We start from the raw sequence: 20,252 nt of genomic DNA on the forward strand, positions 1-20,252 counted from the left end.
GTCCTTACGAAGCGTAATTATATCGAAGCGACTCATTCGTTGCTGCGCGGCCGCCTCACACCGCGCCCACCAGACGATAGCCGACGCCAGTTTCCGTGATGATATGTTCCGGCTGCGCCGGATCGCGCTCCAGCTTGCCGCGCAAATGCGCCATGTAGATGCGCAGATAGTGATGGCTCTCCACATGCGACGGCCCCCACACGTCGCGCAGCAACTGCCGGTGCGTCAGCACGCGACCGGCATGACGCACGAGCGTCGCGAGCAGCCGGTACTCGATTGGCGTCAGATGGATCGCGGCGCCGTCGCGCGTCACCTGGCGCAACGCGAGGTCGACTGTGACCGCGCCGAAGTGCACCTGCGGCGACTCGTTCGCTCCGCCGTGATTGCGCCGCCGCATTTGCGCGCGGATGCGCGCGAGCAATTCGGACACGCCGAACGGCTTGGTCAGATAATCGTCGGCGCCGGCGTCGAGCGCGGCGACTTTCTCGCTCTCCTGGGTGCGCGCCGACAGCACGATCACCGGCAACTGGCTCCAGCCGCGCAGTTCGCGGATCACGTCGAGGCCGTCGGTGTCGGGCAAGCCGAGATCGACGATCACCAGGTCGGGCTTGCGCGTCGCGGCTTCGACGAGACCCTGCTTGCCGGTTTCGGCGTCGTGCACGACGATGCCCTCGCCCTCCAGCGCGGTTCGCACGAAGCGGCGAATCTGCTTTTCATCTTCAATCAGGACGACGGTGATGCTCGGGTCACTCATGGGTGGGCTTGGGCAGCGAGTTGAGGGTGGCGGCGGCGTCGGGGTTGGCTTGCGGGTCGGTGCGAAGATCGGCGTGCGGATCGGCTTCGAGCCCGGCGTGCGCCAGCGGATCGGCGTCCTCTTCTTCGAGACTATCCGGCGCGTCGGGCGGCGTGTCCACCGGCAGAGTGAACCAGAAGCGCGCGCCTTCGACACGGCCATCCGCCGACACGCGGTTAAGCGCGCCGATTGTACCGCCGTGCGCCTCGACGATCGCGCGGCAAATCGCAAGGCCGAGGCCGATGCCCGGCTTGGCCGATTCCTTCTCGCCGCGCGTGAACTTCTCGAACACGCGCGCTTCCATGCCGGCGGGCAAACCGGGGCCATTGTCGTCGACAGTGACACGCACGAGCGGCTTGTCCTCCGTGTCGATGCGTTGCGCGCCGATCGTCAATGGCGTGTCCGGCGCGGTGTACTTGGCCGCGTTCTCGAACAGGTTCGAGAAGAGCCGCTCCATCAGCACGGCATCCAGTTGCAGCAGCGGCAGGTCGGGAGGCAGCGCGACCCGCACCGGATGCTTCGCCAGCACGCGCCTGCATGCACGCAGCGCGGCGCCCACCGTTTCTTCGAGCAGCGTCCATTGCCGGTTCAGTTGCAGGCTGCCCGCCTGCAAGCGCGCCATGTCGAGCAGATTGGTGACGATGTCCGTCATGCGCAGCGCCTCTTCATGGATCGCGTCGACCAGGTCGCCGCCGGGCTGCGCTTCCGTGTGCGCTTCGTCGTGCACCTTGCGCGCCTGCGCCAGCATTGACGAGAAACCGACGATCGTCGTCAACGGCGTGCGCAAATCGTGCGAGATCGCCGACAACAACGAATTGCGCAAGCGTTCCGATTCCATGTTGACGAGCGCATCGCGCGCGATGTCGACGTAATGCACCCGTTCCAGCGCCAGCGCGATCTGCGCGGCGAACGTGTCGAGCATGCGTTGCTGTTCGGGCACGTCCAGCTCGCGCTCGTCGCGCATCACGACCGCGAGCACGCCGCGCGTGCGCATCGGCGCCTTCAGCGGCAGATACAGCGCGCTGGCGGCCGGCAACGTATCAGTGCCGTGTCCGGCAGGCTTCTGCTGATCGTAGACCCACTGGCCCACGTCGAGATCGAGCAGCTCGCCTTCGAGCGTGATCGCCGCGTCGGGGTCCTCGATCTTCTGTTTGACCTGGTCGGCGCTGTCCGGCAGCAGGATCGCGACGCGCGCGCCGAACACCTCGCTCACGTGCCGGCTGCCGATCCCGACGATCTGCTCGGTGGTCAGCGCCGCCGCGAGTTCGCGCGCCATCGCGTACATCGCGCCGGTACGCTGCTCGCGGCGCCGCGCGACGCTCGCCTCGCGGCGCAGGCTCGAGGTGAGATGGCTGATCACCAGCGACGTCAGCAGCATGCCGAAGAAGGTCAGCAGGTACTGCGTATCGGACACTGACAGCGACATGCGCGGCGGCACGAAGAAGAAATCGAACGCGGCCACGCTCAGGAACGACAGCATCACGCCCGGCCCGCGTCCCAGCTTCACGGCCGTGAAGATCACGCCGAGCAGATACAGCATCACAAGGTTGGCCAGGTCGATCCGATCGATCAGTTGGCTCGACAGCACCGTGACGCCCGCGCAGATCGCCAGCGCGATCGCATACGCGCGCGGCGGCGAGCGGCGTTCGCGCGCCGCGCTCAGCGCCTCGCGCCATGCGTTCGCGGTGGTGTTCAGCAGGCGCCGCTCCTCGCCGCCCGCGCGTTCGGACGACGCGCGAATCAGCGTGAGATCGAGCTCGCCCGCCTGCTCCGCGATCCGCTCGCCGAGCGGCCGGCGCAGCCAGCGCTTGACGCCGGTGCGCGACGACGCGCCGGCCACCAGCTTCGACACGTTGCGGGCCTGCGCATAGCCGATCAGCGCGGTGAGCGCATCGGCGCCCGCGAGCGTCGCGGTTTCGGCGCCGAGTTCGGCGGCGAGCTTCAACGCGTTCAGCGTGCGTTCGCGGCGCGCGTCGGGCAACCGCTGCAACGCGGGTGTTTCCACATAGACCGCGAGCCAGTCGGCCTTCAGGCTGGCGGCGAGACGCGCGGCCGCGCGCACCAGCGCCGGCGCTTCCGGGCCGGGACCCACGCACACCAGCAAGCGCTCGCGCGCCTGCCAGATGCGCTGGATCGAACGGTCGGCGCGATATTCCCGCATCTGCGCGTCGACGCGATCCGCCGTGCGGCGCAGCGCCAGTTCGCGCAGCGCAATCAGGTTGCCCTTGCGAAAAAAGTTGCGCACCGCGCGCTCGGCCTGCTGCGGCATATACACCTTGCCGTCGCGCATCCGGTCGAGCAGTTCTTCGGCGGGCAGGTCGACCAGCGTGACTTCGTCGGCGCGATCGAACACGCGATCCGGGACCGTCTCCCACACGCGAATCCCGGTGATCTGGCCGACCACGTCGTTCAGGCTTTCGAGGTGCTGTACGTTGACCGTCGTGTACACGTCGATGCCCGCGTCGAGCAACTCGTGAACGTCTTGCCAGCGCTTCAGATGGCGCGCGCCCTGCACGTTCGAATGCGCGAGCTCGTCGACGAGGATCAGTTGCGGCTTGCGGGCGAGCGCGGCATCCAGATCGAACTCGCCGAGCTTGCGGCCGCGATATTCGATATGCGCGAGCGGCAGGACTTCGAGGCCTTCGAGCAGCGCGGCGGTCTCGCCGCGGCCATGCGTTTCGGCGATGCCGATCACCACGTCCGCGCCTTCGTCGTGGCGGCGGCGCGCGGCTTGCAACATCGCATAGGTCTTGCCCACGCCGGCCGACGCGCCGAAGAAAATCTTCAGCCGGCCGCGCTGACGCTTCACTTCGTCGCGTTGCAGCTTGTCGAGCAGTTCGTCAGGATCGGGGCGGTTCATGCTCAGTGCTTGTAGTGGTGGTCATCGTCGTGCGAGCGACGGTGTAGGCATGGTGGCACGGCAGCGGCCGGTCCGCAAATGACGGCGCGGCAGGGAGCGACACGGCGCGGCGTAGCAAAGGCAAAGGCGGCGTCTCGCGGACGCCGCCTTTGGCACGCTACGGCGCGCGGCTACGCTGCTTAGCTGTGCTTCATCTCGTCGAGCGCGAGGTTCAGCTTCAACACGTTCACGCGCGGCTCACCCAGAATGCCGAACTGGCGGCCGGCCGTATAACGGTCGACCAGCGCCTGTACGTCGTTCGGCGCGAGCCCACGCGCCTTGGCGACGCGCGCGGTCTGATAGGCGGCCGCCGCCGGACTGATCTCGGGGTCGAGCCCGCTGCCCGACGACGTCACCAGATCGACCGGCACCGGCTTCGACATGTCAGTGCCGGCGGCCTTCAAGGCTGCGAGACGCCCATTGACTTCGTCGAGCAGCGCCGGATTGGTCGGCCCGAGGTTCGAGCCGCTGGAACCCGACGCGTTATACGGCATGGGACTGGTTGCCGACAAACGGCCCCAGAAGTACTGCGGCGCATCGAATTGCTGGCCGATCAACTGCGAGCCGGCCAGCTTGCCGTTCTGCTCGAGCAGACTGCCGTTGACCTGTTCGCTGAAAGCGGCCTGGCCGAAAGCGGTCATCACCGCGGGGTAAGCGAGGCCCGTGAGCGCGGTGAGCACCGCGAAGATCACGAGCAGCGGACGGAACAGATTTTTCATGATGATTGATTCCTCTTAAGCCGATGCGGTTCAAACCCAGCCGAACGCGGCCAGCACCATATCGATCAGCTTGATGCCGATGAACGGCACGATGATCCCGCCCAGACCGTAAACGAGCAGATTGCGACGCAACAGAATCGCCGCGCCCAGCGCACGGTAACGCACGCCCTTGAGCGCGAGCGGAATCAGCAGCACGATCACAAGCGCGTTGAAGATCACCGCCGACATGATCGCCGACGCGGGTGTCGCCAGATGCATCACGTTCAGCGCGTTCAGCGCCGGGTAGGTCGTAGCGAACGCGGCCGGAATGATCGCGAAGTACTTGGCGACATCGTTGGCGATCGAGAACGTAGTGAGCGAGCCGCGCGTCATCAGCATCTGCTTGCCGATCTCGACGATCTCGATCAGCTTGGTCGGATTCGAATCGAGGTCGACCATGTTGCCCGCCTCTTTCGCGGCCTGCGTGCCGGTGTTCATCGCCACCGCGACATCGGCCTGCGCGAGCGCCGGGGCGTCGTTGGTGCCGTCGCCGGTCATCGCCACGAGGCGCCCTTCGGCCTGGTGCGCGCGGATGGTCGCGAGCTTCGCTTCCGGCGTCGCTTCGGCGAGGAAGTCGTCGACGCCGGCCTCCGCTGCGATCGCCGCCGCGGTGAGCCGGTTGTCGCCGGTCACCATCACCGTCTTGATGCCCATCTTGCGCAACTCGGCGAAGCGTTCCTTGATGCCGCCCTTCACCACGTCCTTCAACTCGATCACGCCGAGCACGCGCGCGCCGTGCTCGCCCTTCTCCGCGACCACCAGCGGCGTGCTGCCGCGGCGCGCAACTTCGGTTACGGCATTGTTGACTTCGCTCGGGAAACGGCCGCCGTTGGCTTCGACGTATTGCTTCACCGCATCGGCCGCGCCCTTGCGGATTTCACGGCCCGGCGCCCCGGACGAAGTCCCCGTGGGATGCAGATCGACGCCGCTCATCCGCGTCTGCGCGGTGAAGCCGAGGAACACTGCATGCAACGACGCCATATCGCGTTGGCGGATGTTGAAGCGCTGCTTGGCGAGCACGACGATGCTGCGGCCTTCCGGCGTTTCGTCGGCGAGCGACGACAGTTGCGCGGCGTCCGCGAGCGCTTCTTCGGTCAGGCCCGGCGCGGGCACGAATTGCGACGCCTGACGGTTGCCGAGCGTGATCGTGCCCGTCTTGTCCAGCAGCAGCACGTCGACATCGCCGGCGGCTTCGACCGCGCGGCCCGAGGTGGCGATCACGTTCGCCTGCATCATGCGGCTCATGCCGGCCACGCCGATCGCCGACAGCAGCCCGCCGATGGTGGTCGGAATCAGGCACACCAGCAGCGCGACCAGCGCGGTGATCGTCACCACGTGACCGGCCTTCGCGGCTTCAACCGAAAACATCGAGAACGGCAGCAGCGTCGCGGTGGCGAGCAGCATCACGATCGTCAACGCGACCAGCAGGATGGTCAGCGCGATTTCGTTCGGCGTCTTCTGACGCTTCGCGCCTTCGACCATTGCGATCATGCGGTCGAGAAACGCTTCGCCCGGATTCGCCGTGACGCGCACCACGATCCAGTCGGACAGCACGCGCGTGCCGCCTGTCACCGACGAAAAGTCGCCGCCCGACTCGCGGATCACCGGCGCGGATTCACCCGTGATCGCCGATTCGTCGACCGACGCGACGCCGTCGATCACTTCGCCGTCGGCCGGAATCACGTCGCCGGTTTCGACCAGCACGACGTCGCCTTTGCGCAGATCGGAAGCCGTCAAAATGCGGATCGGCGACTTCGGATGCGGCTCGTTGAGCTTCTTCGCCATCACGTCTTTCTTCGCGCTGCGCAGCGACGCCGCCTGGGCCTTCGAACGGCCTTCGGCGAGCGCTTCCGCGAAGTTCGCGAACAGCACCGTGAACCACAGCCACAACGTGACCGCGAGAATGAAGCCCGCGGGCGCTTCGGCCTGGCCGCCGAGCGCGGCGATCCACAGAATGGTCGTCAGAATGCTGCCGACGTACACGCAGAACATCACCGGATTGCGGAACTGCGTGCGCGGCGTGAGCTTCTTGAAGGAGTCCACGATCGCCGGGCGCAGCAGCGCCGGGTCGAACATGGACCGGGTTGCATTATGTTCAGTCATTGAATCCTCGAATTTCCCATTTGCGCTTATTAGCCGTTGGTTCGCATGGGCCGCATCAATGGGCGCCCATCATCATCAGATGTTCGACGCCAGGGCCGAGCGCGAGCGCGGGCACATACGTGAGCGCGCCGACCAGCAACACAGTGCCGAGCAGCAGCACGACGAACAGCGGTCCGTGCGTCGGCAGCGTGCCGCCGGTCACGCCGATGCGCTTCTTCGCGGCAAGCGAGCCGGCGATCGCCAGCACCGGAATGATCGTGCCGAAGCGGCCGAACCACATCGCGATCGCGGTGAGCCAGTTGTAGAACGGCGTGCTGACCGTCAGGCCCGCAAACGCGCTGCCGTTGTTGTTGGCCGCCGAGCTGAACGCGTAGAGGATTTCGGAGAAGCCGTGCGCGCCGGGGTTGAGAATGCCGGCCTTGCCCGCCTCGCTCAACACCGCGATCGACGTGCCGACCAGCACCAGCAGCGGCGTGAGCAACACGACGATCGACACCATCTTCATCTCGTACGCCTCGATCTTCTTGCCGACGTATTCCGGCGTGCGGCCGATCATCAGGCCCGCGACGAACACCGCCAGCAAAGCGAACACGAGCATCCCGTACATGCCGGAACCCACGCCGCCGAAGATCACTTCGCCGAGCTGTATCAGCAGCATCGGATAGAGGCCGCCGAGCGGCGTGAGCGAGTCGTGCGTATTGGCGACCGCGCCGCACGAAGCCGCCGTGGTCGCGACCGTGAAGATGCCCGACTGCGCGATACCGAAGCGCGTTTCCTTGCCCTCAGCATTGCCGCCCGACTGCAACGCGTTCGCCGACTGATCGACGTGCAACGCGGTGAGCGCCGGATTTCCGCCCTGCTCCGCGCTGATCTCGCCGAACACGCAGACGCCGAACGCGATCGTCATCGCCGCGAGCACGGCCACGCCTTGCTTGCGGTCGGCGATCATCCGCCCGAACACCAGCGCGAGAGCCGCCGGAATGACGAGCATCGCCAACGTCTGCAGGAAGTTCGAGAACGGCGTGGGGTTTTCGTACGGATGCGCCGAGTTGCCGTTGAAGAAACCGCCGCCATTGGTGCCGAGCATCTTGATCGCTTCCTGCGACGCAACCGGACCCATCGCGATGGTTTGCGTCTTCACCGGCGTATCGACCGTGACCGGATTGCCCTTCGCGTCCTTCACCGGATTGCCTTGCGCATCGAGCTTCGGTGCTGCGTAGGTGGTGGTTTGCAGCGTCGGCACGTCCTGATAGGCCTTGAAGTTCTGGATCACGCCCTGGCTCATCAGCAGCGCCGCGATGATCATCGACATCGGCAGCAGCACGTACAGCGTCACGCGCGTGATGTCGACCCAGAAGTTGCCGATGGTTTGCGCCGTATGGCGTGCGAAGCCGCGCATCAGCGCGATCACCACTACGATGCCGGTGGCCGCGGAGAAGAAGTTCTGCACGGTCAGGCCTAGCATCTGCGTCAGATAGCCGACGGTTTGCTCGGGCGTGTAGTCCTGCCAGTTCGTGTTGGTCACGAAGCTGACCGCCGTATTGAACGCGCTGTCGACCGTCATCGCGCCGAACTGCTGCGGGTTGCCCGGCAGCCAGCCTTGCACGCGCAGCAGCAAGTAAAGGATACCCACGCCGAGCACGTTGAACGCGATCGTCGCGATCGCGTAGTGCTTCCAGCCCATTTCCGTCGACGGGTCGACGCCCGCGATGCGGTACAGCAGACGTTCGAGCGGGCCGCCCAGGCGGACAACGCGCGAGCTGCCGTCCATCACCGCGGCCAGATAGCGCGACAGCGGCACCGCGGCAACCAGCAGCACGACGATGTACAGGCCCATCTGCAGGACATTGTTCGAGTTCATTCAATGTCCTCCGCGCGCAACAGCGCATAGACCAGGTAAATAAACAGCAGCGCGGTGGCCGAGCCTGACAACCAGAGGATCCAGTTCATGAGCGCGCTCCCTGGCCACGGCGAAACTGCATCAGCTTCTCGCAGCCGCTAATCAATGCAAAGGTCAGCGCGGCAAACAGCACCAGCCCCCCGACATACAACACATCCATTTTTCTTCCCCATTCACGGACTTTGGATAGATGCAACGGTATGCCTCGGCGCGTAAAGGTCGGGTCAAAGGTGGGCGGGCGGATATAAAAATCGTGTAAACGGACAAGGCCGTTCCATCTTTCGATGGAACGGCCTTGCTTGTTGCGCACATGCCGTGCACGTGTCGCGTCACGTGCGGCGCGGCGTTCGCCGCTGCATCTGTCGCATCAAAGCGACAGCGCCCTGCGATTCGCTTACGGCAGCAGCACCGTCGAGCCCGTAGTGCGACGGCCCTGGAGCGCCGCGTGGGCCTGACCGACATCCGCCAGCGCGTAACGCTGATTGATGTTCGTCTTGACCTTGCCCGACACCAGCACGTCGAACAGTTCCGCCGACATCGCATCGTAATCGCTGCGCTTCGCGATATAGGTGAACAGTGTCGGACGCGTGAAGAACAGCGAGCCGCGTCCGGCGAATTCCGACGAATCGATCGGCGGCAGCGGCCCCGATGCATTGCCGAAGCTCACGAACATGCCGAGCGGCGCGAGGCAATCGAGCGAGCCCGTAAACGTGTCTTTACCGATCGAGTCATACACCACCGGCACGCCCGCGCCGTTGGTGATCTCGCGCACGCGCTTGGTAAAGTTCTCGCGCGTGTAGACGATCGCGTGGTCGCAGCCGTGCGCTTTCGCGATCTGCGCTTTTTCATCGGAGCCGACCGTGCCGATCACCGTCGCTCCGAGCGCCTTGGCCCACTGGCACACCAGCAGCCCGACGCCGCCCGCCGCGGCCTGGATCAGGATCGTGTCGCCGGCCTTCACCGGATACGTGCGGCGCAGCAGATATTGCGCGGTGAGGCCTTGCAGCATCACCGACGCGGCCTGTTCGTCGCTCAATGCGTCGGGCACCTTGACGACCTGCGCCGCCGGCAGCACACGCTCCTGCGCATACGCGCCAGGCGGGCGCGCGACGTAGGCGACACGGTCGCCTGTCTTCAGCCCCGTGACGCCCACGCCGACCGCGCTGACCTCGCCGGCCGCCTCCATGCCGAGGCCGCCCGGCAACACAAGCGGATACAGGCCCGTACGGAAATACACGTCGATGTAGTTCAGCCCGACCGCCGTCTGCCGGATCCGAATCTCCCCCGCGCCGGGCTCCCCCACTTCGACGTCGACCCATTTCATCACTTCCGGGCCACCAGTTTTTTCGAATCGGATTGCTTTGGCCATCATGTCTCCTCGATGCCGATGTTGTTCGAGCTTTGTTCGAGCTTTTTTTCAGGTTGCCGCGAGGGCGCCGTCAGACCTGGTGATTGAGGCGCAGCGTCAGCACGTCGAGCACCATGCGCGCGGTCGAGATGTTGGTCGCGCACGGAATGTTGTGCACGTCGCACGCGCGCACCAGCGCGTTGATGTCCGGTTCGTGCGGCTGCGGCGTCATCGGGTCGCGCAGGAATATCACCATGTCCACCCGCCCTTCCGCGAGTTGCGCGCCGATCTGCAGGTCGCCGCCGTGCGGCCCGGACAGCATCCGCTCGACCGTGAGGCCATGCGCGTCGCTGATTCGTCCACCGGTCGTGCCGGTCGCGACGATCTCGCAGCGCCTGAGCGTATCGACGTATTCGCCGGCCAGTTTGACGATGTCGTCCTTTTTGTGATCGTGCGCGATCAGCGCAATGCGGGTGGTCATGAAGTAAGACTCCTGAAACCGGGATGATTGTCGTTGTTGTGTCGTGGTGCTTCGTTTTCGCTACCAGGTCGAAGCGGCTGCTTCGGCAGCGTTGGCCGCTTCGGCAACCGCCGCCCGCTCAGAACGTGCCGGGATACGCGCCGCCATCGATCAGCCAGTTCTGCCCGGTGATGTAGCCTGCATGCACGCTGCACAGGAATGCGCACGCACGGCCGAATTCGTCGCGATGGCCGAAACGGCCGGCGGGGATCGTCTTCATGCGCTGCTTGCGCGCGTCGTCGACGGACATGTTCTGCGACTTGGCCTGCGCCTCGAACGTCACCGCGATGCGGTCGGTGTCGAACAGGCCCGGCAGCAGGTTGTTGATCGTCACGCCGGTCGGCGCGACCTTGCGCGCGAGTCCCGCGACAAAACCGGTGAGCCCCGAGCGCGCGCCGTTCGACAGGCCCAGCACGTCGATCGGCGCCTTCACCGCCGAGCTCGTGATGTTGACGATACGGCCATAGCCGCGCGCGCTCATCGAGTCGATGGTCGCGCGGATCAGCTCGATCGGCGTGAGCATGTTGCTTTCGAGCGCGCGAATCCAGTCCTCGTGGGTGAAGTTGCGGAAGTCGCCCGGCGGCGGGCCGCCCGCGTTGTTGACCAGGATGTCCGGCTGCGGACAGGCGGCGAGCGCCGCGGCGCGGCCTTCGGGCGTGGTGATGTCGCACGCCACCGTCTTCACTTCCACGCCGCTTTGCTTGCGGATTTCGGCGGCGGTCGCCTCCAGCGTTTCGGCGGTGCGCGCGACGATCGTCAGGTTGACACCCTCGGCGGCGAGCGCTTCCGCGCAGCCGCGTCCCAAACCCTTGCTGGCCGCGCAAACCAGCGCGGTGCGTCCTGCGATTCCCATGTCCATGTGTATGCCCTCGTGGTGTCGTCGTGGCGCGTCGGCGCCCCGGCGTTGCAAAGTTTCCCCCGATTCTAGAAGAATCGGTGCCGGACTGCGTCCACCCGCTGCAATCTCCGGTATCTTCGGGCGGCACTCTTTCGGTAAACTTGCGCCGTGGCGCGTCCGCCGGCCTGCCGCTTTGCGGACCGGGCGGCGCGCCGAACGATTCCCGAACCGATCCCTCTTGCGCCGCCCGCGCCCCCGCCATGACCCAGGACAGCCGTTTTCCCAATCTTTTCATCCTCGATCACCCGCTGATCCAGCACAAGCTGTCGCACATGCGCGACCGGGACACCTCCACACGCACGTTCCGCGAGCTGCTGCGCGAAATCACGCTGCTGATGGGCTACGAGATCACCCGCAACCTGCCGATGACCACCCGCCGCATCACCACGCCGCTCGTCGAGATCGACGCGCCGGTGATCGCCGGCAAGAAGCTCGCGATCGTGCCGGTGCTGCGCGCCGGCATCGGCATGTCGGACGGGCTGCTGGAACTGGTGCCGTCGGCGCGGGTGGGCCATATCGGCGTGTACCGTGCCGAAGATCATCGGCCGGTCGAGTATCTGGTGCGGCTTCCGGACCTGGAGGACCGCGTGTTCATCCTGTGCGATCCGATGGTCGCGACCGGCTACTCGGCGGTGCATGCGGTCGACGTGCTCAAGCGCCGCAATGTGGCCGCCGAGAACATCATGTTCCTCGCGCTGGTCGCCGCTCCCGAAGGCGTGCAGGTGTTCCAGAACGCGCATCCGGACGTCAAACTGTACGTCGCGTCGCTCGATTCACACCTGAACGAGCACGCGTACATCGTGCCGGGTCTGGGCGACGCCGGCGACCGCCTGTTCGGCACGAAGAACTGAGGGCAGGCCGGAAGCGGCCTGAACACGGCGCGGAAAAATGCCGGGTGTGAGTGTGCAACGCCGCCGCGCCCCGTGTCCGTGCGCTTTGCGCGTAGTTTCCGGCCACGCCACCCCTGCCGCACCCCGGCGGCGTGATAAAATTCGAATCCGCTCCAGAAGCGGCCCAATCCGCGTCTGAGCCTGCATCGTTTGTACCGCCATCTGGCGCATCGCGCCTGTACGCGAAGCTTGCAGAGCCGGCGCCGGGTTTGCCGCACGCCAGCCGCCCCGCACCCACCGCGCCGCCGACCATTGGCCCCGCTGCACCGGGCCCGGCGCAGCGTAAGCGGGCCGAATGTGCAGGGCGAAGCCGGCTGACACGGGCGGCTAGTTCGGACGGGTCGCCGCCGGCGGTCTCACACCATGGTTTGAAATCGAGGCGCGCAACGCAAGCGCCCGACATCGCAACGACAATTGCACTATGCGTGCGCCCCGCTGGCGCGCGCGACGGAGAAAGGTATGGCGGGTCATTCGAAATGGGCCAACATCAAGCATAAGAAAGCAGCGGCCGATGCCAAGCGCGGCAAGGTCTGGACGCGGCTCATCAAGGAAATTCAGGTCGCGGCGCGCATGGGCGGCGGCGACATCGACTCGAACCCGCGTCTGCGGCTCGCCGTCGAAAAGGCGTACGACGCCAACATGCCGAAAGACAACGTCAACCGCGCGATCCAGCGCGGCGTGGGCGGCGTGGACGGCGCGAACTACGAAGAAATCCGCTATGAAGGCTACGGCATCGGCGGCGCGGCGGTGATCGTGGACACGATGACCGACAACCGCACCCGCACGGTCGCGGAAGTGCGTCACGCGTTCTCGAAGAACGGCGGCAACATGGGCACGGACGGCTCGGTGTCGTTCATGTTCGATCACGTCGGCCAGTTCCTGTTCGCGCCCGGCACGCCGGAAGACAAGCTGATGGAAGCCGCGCTCGAAGCTGGCGCCGACGACGTCGTCACGAACGAAGACGGCAGCATCGAAGTGCTGTGCCCGCCGAACGATCTCCCTAAGGTGAAGGTCGCGCTCGAAGCCGCCGGTTTCAAGGCCGAAGTGGCCGAGGTGACGATGAAGCCTCAGACGGAAGTCGAGTTCACCGGCGATGACGCCGTGAAAATGCAGAAGCTGCTCGACGCGCTGGAAAATCTGGACGACGTGCAGGAAGTCTATACAAACGCCGCGATCGCCGACGAATGAGCGTGCTCCGGCAGTGCGCGGCGCGCGGGTTCCCGTCGAACCGCGCCGCGGTGCCGGCTGGCCCTCGCGTCGTTGCATCGCCGCGCTTTCGCGTTATCGCGAAGCGGGCGTCTGGACTTGGCCCTGCGTTTGCGCACGGCCACGTTATCGTCACTCGGGTTCGCCCGCGTTCGGCTTGCCAGCTTCGCCGGCACCAAACATGCCTGGCGCGAATCTCGCTGTTTATTGCACGGCTGAGCTTGCTACTTCAGCCGTTTATCGTTTTTAAGTCTCGGGGATTCACATGAAGTTACTCGTCGTCGGTTCCGGCGGTCGCGAACATGCACTCGCATGGAAGCTCGCGCAATCGCCGCGGGTTCAGCTCGTCTACGTCGCGCCGGGCAACGGCGGCACCGCGCAGGACGAACGTCTGCGCAACATCGACATCACCGAGCCGGCCGCGCTCGCCGATTTCGTCGAGCAGGAACAGGTCGCCTTCACGCTGGTCGGGCCGGAAGCGCCGCTCGCGGCCGGCATCGTCAACCTGTTCCGCTCGCGCGGTCTGAAGATTTTCGGGCCGACCAAAGAAGCCGCCCAGCTCGAAAGCTCGAAGGACTTCGCGAAGGCGTTCATGAAACGCCACGCGATCCCGACCGCAGAATACGAAACCTTCGCCGACGTCGCCGCCGCGCACGCGTATCTGGACGCGAAGGGCGCGCCGATCGTCATCAAGGCCGACGGCCTCGCCGCCGGCAAGGGCGTGGTGGTCGCGCAAACACTGGAAGAAGCGCACGCCGCGGTCGACATGATGCTGTCGGACAACAAGCTCGGCGACGCCGGCGCGCGCGTCGTGATCGAGGAATTCCTCGCCGGCGAGGAAGCGAGCTTCATCGTGATGGTCGACGGCAAGCATGTGCTGCCGCTCGCGTCGAGCCAGGATCACAAGCGTCTGCTCGACGGCGACCAGGGCCCGAACACCGGCGGCATGGGCGCGTATTCGCCCGCGCCGATCGTCACGCCGCAACTGCACGCCCGCGTGATGCGCGAAATCATCCTGCCGACCGTGCGCGGCATGGAGAAGGAAGGCATCCGCTACACCGGCTTCCTGTATGCCGGTTTGATGATCGACGCACAAGGCAACCCGAAAACGCTCGAATTCAACTGCCGCATGGGCGACCCCGAAACTCAGCCGATCATGGCGCGTCTGAAAGGCGACTATTCGAAGGTGGTCGAGCAGGCGATTGCCGGCACGCTGGATACGGTCGAGCTGGATTGGGACCGCCGTACCGCGCTGGGCGTGGTGATCGCCGCGCACAACTATCCGGACACGCCGCGCAAGGGCGACCGCATCAACGGCATCCCCGCTGAAACCGCGGATTCGGTCACGTTCCACGCCGGCACCACGCTCGCCGACGGCAAGCTGACCGCGTCGGGCGGCCGTGTGCTGTGCGTGGTCGGCCTGGCGGATTCGGTGCGCACCGCGCAATCGGTCGCGTATGCAACGATCAACCAGATCTCGTTCGACGGCATGCAGTATCGCCGGGACATCGGCTACCGTGCGTTGAACCGCAAGCACGACGCCCGCACCGAAGGCAAGTAGCAGGCTACCACCCCACTCGCCCGCGTGCGGCGCTAACGGCGCTACACTGCGGGCGCAACACTGCAAGTTTCAGCGTCCACGGCAGCAGGTGGGCCGGCGCGGGCTGGAGCCCGTGCCCGACGCGGAACACCGACGGCCGCGCCCTCCCAGGTTTCTCCCTGACGAAAGCCCGCCCGTCGCCCTTCACGAAGAACCCGCGGTACGACGAGCGTGCCGCCCTCAGCATCTGCATTCATGAACGATTCAAGCTACGACGCACAAGCCGTGCGCAGCTGGCTGCAAGGCCTGCAAACGCATATCGCGGACATGCTCGGCGCGTTCGACGGCACGCCGTTCGCGACCGACGCATGGCAGCGCGCGCCCGGCGAGAAGCTGCGCGGCGGCGGTTGCACACGGATTCTCGAAGGCGGCAAGTTTTTCGAGCGGGCCGGCATCGGCTTCTCAGACGTCGCGGGCGACGCATTGCCCGGTTCGGCGAGCGCTGCGCGTCCGCAACTGGCCGGGCGCGGCTTCGAGGCGATGGGTGTGTCGCTCGTGCTGCATCCGCACAATCCGCACTGCCCGACCGTGCATATGAACGTGCGTCTCCTGATCGCGACCAAGGCCGGCGAAGAGCCGGTGTTCTGGTTCGGCGGCGGCATGGACCTGACGCCGTACTACGGCTACGAGGAAGACGCGCAGCATTTCCATCGCACCTGCCGCGACGCGCTACAGCCTTATGGCGCGGACCTCTACCCGAGTTTCAAGCGCTGGTGCGACGAGTATTTCTTCCTGAAGCACCGCAACGAACCGCGTGGCATCGGCGGGATTTTCTTCGACGATTTCTCCGCGCCAGGGTTTGATCAATCGTTCGCGATGCTCAGGAGCGTCGGCGACGCGTTCCTCAAAGCGTACCTGCCGATCATCGAAAAGCGCCGCAACATCCCGTACGGCGAAGCCGAGCGCGACTTCCAGGCGTACCGGCGCGGCCGCTATGTCGAGTTCAATCTGGTGTTCGACCGTGGCACACTGTTTGGACTGCAGAGCGGCGGACGCGCCGAATCGATCCTGATGTCGATGCCGCCTGTGGTGAACTGGCGCTACAACTGGCATCCCGAACCGGGTACGCCGGAAGCGCGTCTTTACAGCGATTTTCTCGTTCCGCGCGAGTGGGTGTGACGCCGCACTGCGCGCGCCGACCGCGTGGCTACGATTGAGGACCTTCACCTGAAGCCGAACGCTCACCCTGTCGCCCTGCCTCGCCGGATCGGCCTGCTAGGCGGCACTTTCGATCCGATCCACGACGGCCACCTCGCGCTCGCGCGGCGTTTCGCCGACGTGCTGCGGCTGACCGAACTGGTGCTGCTGCCGGCCGGCCAGCCGTGGCAAAAAGCGGACGTATCGCCGGCCGAGCACCGGCTCGCGATGACGCGCGCGGCGGCCAGCACGCTCACGCTGCCAGGCGTGACGGTGCGCGTCGCGACCGACGAAATCGATCACGACGGCCCCACGTACACGATCGACACGCTGCAACGCTGGCGTGCGCGCGAAGGTGAGGACGCATCGATTGCGCTTCTGATCGGGGCGGATCAACTGGTGCATCTCGACACATGGCGCGACTGGCGGCGCCTGTTCGACTTCACCCATATTTGCGCGGCCACCCGGCCCGGCTTCGACCTCGCGTCGATTCCGCCGGTGGTCGCACAGGAAATCGACGCGCGCCGTGCCCGCGCCGACGTTCTGCAAGCCACGCCATGCGGCCACTTGCTGATCGATACGACGCTTGCGTTCAACGTTTCGGCCACCGACATTCGCGCGCATCTGCGCGAGCAGGTGCGTCAACGGCTTGCCCTCACCGGCGGCGAACAGCAGGACGAGGCCGCGAGCCATGTCCCCACCGCGGTGTGGGACTATATTCTTCAACATCATCTGTACCACCGGTAACCCCATGGATATTCGCAAACTACAACGCGTGATCGTCGACGCTCTCGAAGACGTCAAGGCGCAAGACATCAAGGTGTTCAACACCAGCCACCTGACCGCGCTGTTCGATCGCGTGATCGTCGCGAGCGGCACCTCGAACCGGCAAACCAAGGCGCTCGCGTCGAGCGTGCGCGAAGGCGTGAAGGAGGCCGGCGGCGAGATCGTCAGCACCGAAGGCGAGGACATCGGCGAATGGGTGCTGGTGGATTGCGGCGACGCGATCGTCCACATCCTCCAACCGGCGCTGCGCCAGTACTACAACCTCGAGGAAATCTGGGGTGAGAAGCCGGTGCGCATCAAGCTGTCCACGTCCGATCCGTTCGGCGGCGCGCGAGCGAGCGAGCCTGAAGACGAGGACGAAGACGAAGAAGCGCCTGCTGTGAAGAAGCCCGCGCGCAAGACGGCCGCCCGCCGCAAGTAAGCGAGCTTTGGCCGGCATAGCGTAGAAGTCCGCCACTGCATCCGCGCTCACCTTCGTCATGAAACTGCATATCCTCGCCGTCGGCCACAAGATGCCGGACTGGATCGCCACCGGCTTCGACGAATACGCGAAGCGCATGCCACCCGAGCTGCGCATCGAGCTGCGCGAGATCAAACCCGAGCAGCGTTCGTCCGGCCGCCCGGCGGAAAGCGTGATGGCCGCCGAGCGGCAGAAGATCGAAGCCGCATTGCCGAAGAACGCGCGCATCGTCGCGCTCGACGAACGCGGCAAGGACTGGACCACGATGCAGCTGGCCGGCGCGCTACCCGGCTGGCAGCAGGACGGCCGCGACGTGGCCTTTCTGATCGGTGGCGCCGACGGACTCGATCCCGATCTGAAAGCGCGCGCCGACATGCTGTTGCGCGTGTCGAGCCTGACCTTGCCGCACGCGATGGTTCGCGTGCTGCTTGCCGAACAGCTTTACCGCGCGTGGACCATCACGCAAAATCACCCCTATCACCGCGCGTGAGCAGACGAGGCGGCTGACCGGTCGCGAGTTTTGTTGCGGGTTTTGCTCGACGCGTTGCTACGCGTTTCCGGTCTTGCCGCCGGTGCCGATGCCGATGCCGGTCGACCTTCGCGTCGGCTTTTTTGCATCGTTCTCATTTTCGACGCGCCTGATTAACGTACGTGTGCGACGCATTCGAGCGACGCCCGCTCGGCGCGCCCGTCGCACGTTCCCGCACTCAGGTTCCTGCAATCCGCTTCACCGAGACCCGTACATGTCCACGCCCGCCGCATCGCTGCATCCGTTCGTCTACCTCGCTTCGCAGAGCCCTCGTCGCCAGGAGTTGCTGCAACAGCTCGGCGTGCGTTTCGAACTGCTGCTGCCCCGCCCCGATGAAGATGCCGAGGCGCTCGAAGCCGAGTTACCCGGCGAACGCCCGCGCGATTACGTGCAACGCGTGTGCATCGCCAAGGCGCACGCCGCGCGTGCGCGCCTCGTGGCCGGGGGCCATGCGGCGCGGCCGATCCTCGTTGCAGATACAACCGTCACGATCGACGACGCGATTCTCGGCAAGCCCGTCGATGCCGACGACGCCGTCGCGATGCTCAAGCGCCTCGCGGGCCGGGCTCACGAAGTGCTGACGGCCATCGCCGTGATCGACGCCGACGGCGCGTTGCTGCCCGCCGCGCTATCGGTATCGAAGGTGCGTTTTGCTGCGGTGCACGCAGACGCGATCCGGCGTTATGCGGCGAGCGGCGAACCGCTCGGCAAGGCGGGCGCATATGGCGTGCAGGGACGCGCCGCGGAGTTTATCGAGCATATCGACGGGTCCTATTCAGGTATCATGGGTTTGCCGCTTTTTGAAACCGCTGCCCTCCTGCGTGCAGCGCGCATCGACTTCTAAAATAACACCATGAATGAAGAAATCCTGATCAATGTCACGCCGCAGGAAACGCGCGTCGCGCTCGTCCAGCAGGGCGCCGTCCAGGAACTTCACGTCGAACGAACGCTGTCGCGCGGGCGCGTCGGCAATGTCTATCTCGGCAAGGTCGTACGCGTGTTGCCGGGCATGCAATCCGCCTTCATCGACATCGGTCTCGAACGCGCCGCGTTTCTGCACGTAGCCGATATCTGGCATCCGCGCATTGCCGGCGAGCCGCAACATCAGACGCCGCATCAACCGATCGAGAAGATCGTGTTCGAAGGTCAGGCACTGATGGTGCAGGTCGTCAAGGACCCGATCGGCACCAAGGGCGCGCGGCTGTCCACGCAAGTGAGCATTGCCGGGCGCACGCTCGTGTATCTGCCGCAGGAGCCGCACATCGGCATCTCGCAGAAGATCGAGAGTGAGGCCGAGCGCGAAGCGGTGCGCGCGCGTCTGACCGCCGTGCTGCCCGCCGACGAAAAAGGCGGCTACATCGTGCGCACGATCGCCGAAGATGCGACCAGCGAAGAGTTGGCGGGCGACGTCGCGTATCTGCGCAAGACGTGGGCGACGATTCTGTCGCAAGGCCAGCGCATGCCGCCGACCAGCCTGCTCTACCAGGATCTGAATCTCGCGCAGCGCGTGCTGCGCGATTTCGTCAACGATGAAACGTCGCGCATTCAGGTCGATTCGCGTGAGACGTATCAGATGCTTGCCGACTTCGCGGCGGAGTTCACGCCGGCGGTGTCGTCGAAACTGCATCACTACACCGGCGAGCGGCCGTTATTCGATCTGTACAACATCGAAAGCGAGATTCAGCGCGCGTTGTCGCGGCGGGTGGATCTGAAGTCGGGCGGCTATCTGGTGATCGACCAGACCGAAGCGATGACCACCATCGACGTGAATACCGGCGGCTATGTCGGCGCGCGCAACTTCGACGATACGATCTTCAAGACCAACCTCGAAGCCGCGCATACGATCGCCCGGCAATTGCGGCTGCGCAATCTGGGCGGCGTGATCATCATCGACTTCATCGATATGGAAAACACAGAGCATCGCGACCAGGTGCTCGGCGAGTTGAAGAAGGCGTTGTCGCGGGATCGCACGCGCGTGACAGTGAATGGGTTCTCACAGCTCGGGCTGGTGGAGATGACGCGCAAGCGCACGCGCGAGTCCTTGGCGCATGTGCTGTGCGAGCCGTGCCCGGTTTGCCAGGGCAAGGGGCAAGTGAAGACGTCGCGTACGGTTTGCTACGACGTGCTGCGTGAGATTCTGCGCGAGTCGCGGCAGTTCAATCCGCGCGAGTTTCGTGTGGTGGCGTCGCAGCAGGTGATCGATCTGTTCCTCGAGGAAGAGTCGCAGCATCTGGCGATGCTGATTGATTTTATTGGCAAGCCGGTGTCGTTGCAGGTGGAGTCGAATTTGAGTCAGGAGCAATACGATATTGTTTTGATGTAGCTTGATTGACGTTTATTTGCGTTCATTCAAAACCGCCGAAAGCCTTTACTGGCGGGCGTTTTCAGGAAAATTAAGTTAATCGCCGTTGATCGCCGTACCATG

General features: G+C 65.3%; 19 protein-coding genes. 9 read left to right on the forward strand and 10 right to left on the reverse strand.

The window, feature by feature from the left end:
• Positions 1-55 precede the first annotated feature (55 nt).
• From kdpE to P0D89_RS22445, 10 genes are all read right to left on the reverse strand, one after another.
• Complete coding sequence (gene kdpE, locus P0D89_RS22400) at positions 56-754, reverse strand: two-component system response regulator KdpE (protein WP_408359573.1); 699 nt, start codon at positions 752-754, stop codon at positions 56-58.
• On the reverse strand, positions 747-3,653 hold the full coding sequence (locus P0D89_RS22405; protein ID WP_408359571.1) for a DUF4118 domain-containing protein: 2,907 nt from the start codon (positions 3,651-3,653) through the stop codon (positions 747-749). The genes kdpE and P0D89_RS22405 overlap by 8 nt, the downstream gene beginning before the upstream one ends.
• A 179-nt stretch (positions 3,654-3,832) precedes the next feature.
• Positions 3,833-4,411 carry a potassium-transporting ATPase subunit KdpC gene (gene kdpC / locus P0D89_RS22410; protein WP_408359569.1) on the reverse strand — a complete coding sequence of 193 codons (579 nt, stop codon included), beginning with the start codon at positions 4,409-4,411 and terminating at the stop codon, positions 3,833-3,835.
• 30 nt (positions 4,412-4,441) lie between these two features.
• The gene (gene kdpB, locus P0D89_RS22415; protein WP_408359566.1) at positions 4,442-6,553 is read right to left on the reverse strand and encodes a potassium-transporting ATPase subunit KdpB; all 2,112 of its coding nucleotides are present in this window, start codon (positions 6,551-6,553) and stop codon (positions 4,442-4,444) included.
• Positions 6,554-6,608: 55 nt separating this feature from the next.
• A complete protein-coding gene (gene kdpA / locus P0D89_RS22420; RefSeq protein WP_408359564.1) occupies positions 6,609-8,414 on the reverse strand; it encodes a potassium-transporting ATPase subunit KdpA in 1,806 nt (601 codons plus the stop codon).
• Entirely contained in the window at positions 8,411-8,503 is a 93-nt protein-coding gene (kdpF, locus tag P0D89_RS22425; RefSeq protein WP_149673761.1) for a K(+)-transporting ATPase subunit F, read from the reverse strand. Before kdpF ends, kdpA begins: the two co-directional genes overlap by 4 nt.
• A complete protein-coding gene (locus tag P0D89_RS22430) occupies positions 8,500-8,613 on the reverse strand; it encodes a potassium ABC transporter ATPase (protein ID WP_149673762.1) in 114 nt (37 codons plus the stop codon). The genes kdpF and P0D89_RS22430 overlap by 4 nt, the downstream gene beginning before the upstream one ends.
• 234 nt (positions 8,614-8,847) lie before the next feature.
• Entirely contained in the window at positions 8,848-9,822 is a 975-nt protein-coding gene (locus P0D89_RS22435; protein ID WP_408359562.1) for a quinone oxidoreductase family protein, read from the reverse strand.
• Positions 9,823-9,892: 70 nt separating this feature from the next.
• Entirely contained in the window at positions 9,893-10,282 is a 390-nt protein-coding gene (locus P0D89_RS22440) for a methylglyoxal synthase (protein WP_408359560.1), read from the reverse strand.
• Positions 10,283-10,400: 118 nt separating this feature from the next.
• A complete protein-coding gene (locus P0D89_RS22445; protein WP_408359558.1) occupies positions 10,401-11,180 on the reverse strand; it encodes an SDR family oxidoreductase in 780 nt (259 codons plus the stop codon).
• Positions 11,181-11,419: 239 nt separating this feature from the next.
• On the opposite strand from P0D89_RS22445, the gene upp reads away from it, so the two are divergent.
• From upp to rng, 9 genes are all read left to right on the forward strand, one after another.
• Positions 11,420-12,070: a uracil phosphoribosyltransferase gene (gene upp, locus P0D89_RS22450; protein WP_408359689.1), complete on the forward strand. Its 651-nt coding sequence runs from the start codon at positions 11,420-11,422 to the stop codon at positions 12,068-12,070.
• A gap of 498 nt (positions 12,071-12,568) precedes the next feature.
• A complete protein-coding gene (locus P0D89_RS22455; RefSeq protein WP_408359556.1) occupies positions 12,569-13,297 on the forward strand; it encodes a YebC/PmpR family DNA-binding transcriptional regulator in 729 nt (242 codons plus the stop codon).
• A gap of 283 nt (positions 13,298-13,580) precedes the next feature.
• Positions 13,581-14,876, forward strand: coding sequence for a phosphoribosylamine--glycine ligase (gene purD / locus P0D89_RS22460; protein ID WP_408359554.1), 1,296 nt, complete (start codon positions 13,581-13,583; stop codon positions 14,874-14,876).
• Positions 14,877-15,110: 234 nt separating this feature from the next.
• On the forward strand, positions 15,111-16,034 hold the full coding sequence (hemF, locus tag P0D89_RS22465) for an oxygen-dependent coproporphyrinogen oxidase (RefSeq protein WP_408359552.1): 924 nt from the start codon (positions 15,111-15,113) through the stop codon (positions 16,032-16,034).
• Positions 16,035-16,067: 33 nt separating this feature from the next.
• Positions 16,068-16,799 carry a nicotinate-nucleotide adenylyltransferase gene (locus P0D89_RS22470; protein WP_408359687.1) on the forward strand — a complete coding sequence of 244 codons (732 nt, stop codon included), beginning with the start codon at positions 16,068-16,070 and terminating at the stop codon, positions 16,797-16,799.
• Positions 16,800-16,803: 4 nt separating this feature from the next.
• Positions 16,804-17,259: a ribosome silencing factor gene (gene rsfS / locus P0D89_RS22475; protein WP_408359550.1), complete on the forward strand. Its 456-nt coding sequence runs from the start codon at positions 16,804-16,806 to the stop codon at positions 17,257-17,259.
• A gap of 58 nt (positions 17,260-17,317) precedes the next feature.
• Positions 17,318-17,788, forward strand: coding sequence for a 23S rRNA (pseudouridine(1915)-N(3))-methyltransferase RlmH (gene rlmH / locus P0D89_RS22480; protein WP_063495252.1), 471 nt, complete (start codon positions 17,318-17,320; stop codon positions 17,786-17,788).
• A 253-nt stretch (positions 17,789-18,041) separates the two neighbouring features.
• On the forward strand, positions 18,042-18,671 hold the full coding sequence (locus P0D89_RS22485) for a Maf family protein (protein ID WP_408359548.1): 630 nt from the start codon (positions 18,042-18,044) through the stop codon (positions 18,669-18,671).
• A 9-nt stretch (positions 18,672-18,680) separates the two neighbouring features.
• The gene (gene rng / locus P0D89_RS22490) at positions 18,681-20,150 is read left to right on the forward strand and encodes a ribonuclease G (RefSeq protein ID WP_408359546.1); all 1,470 of its coding nucleotides are present in this window, start codon (positions 18,681-18,683) and stop codon (positions 20,148-20,150) included.
• Positions 20,151-20,252 lie beyond the last annotated feature (102 nt).

This window comes from Paraburkholderia sp. RL18-085-BIA-A (assembly GCF_046027075.1).
In the GTDB taxonomy this organism is placed as follows: domain Bacteria; phylum Pseudomonadota; class Gammaproteobacteria; order Burkholderiales; family Burkholderiaceae; genus Paraburkholderia.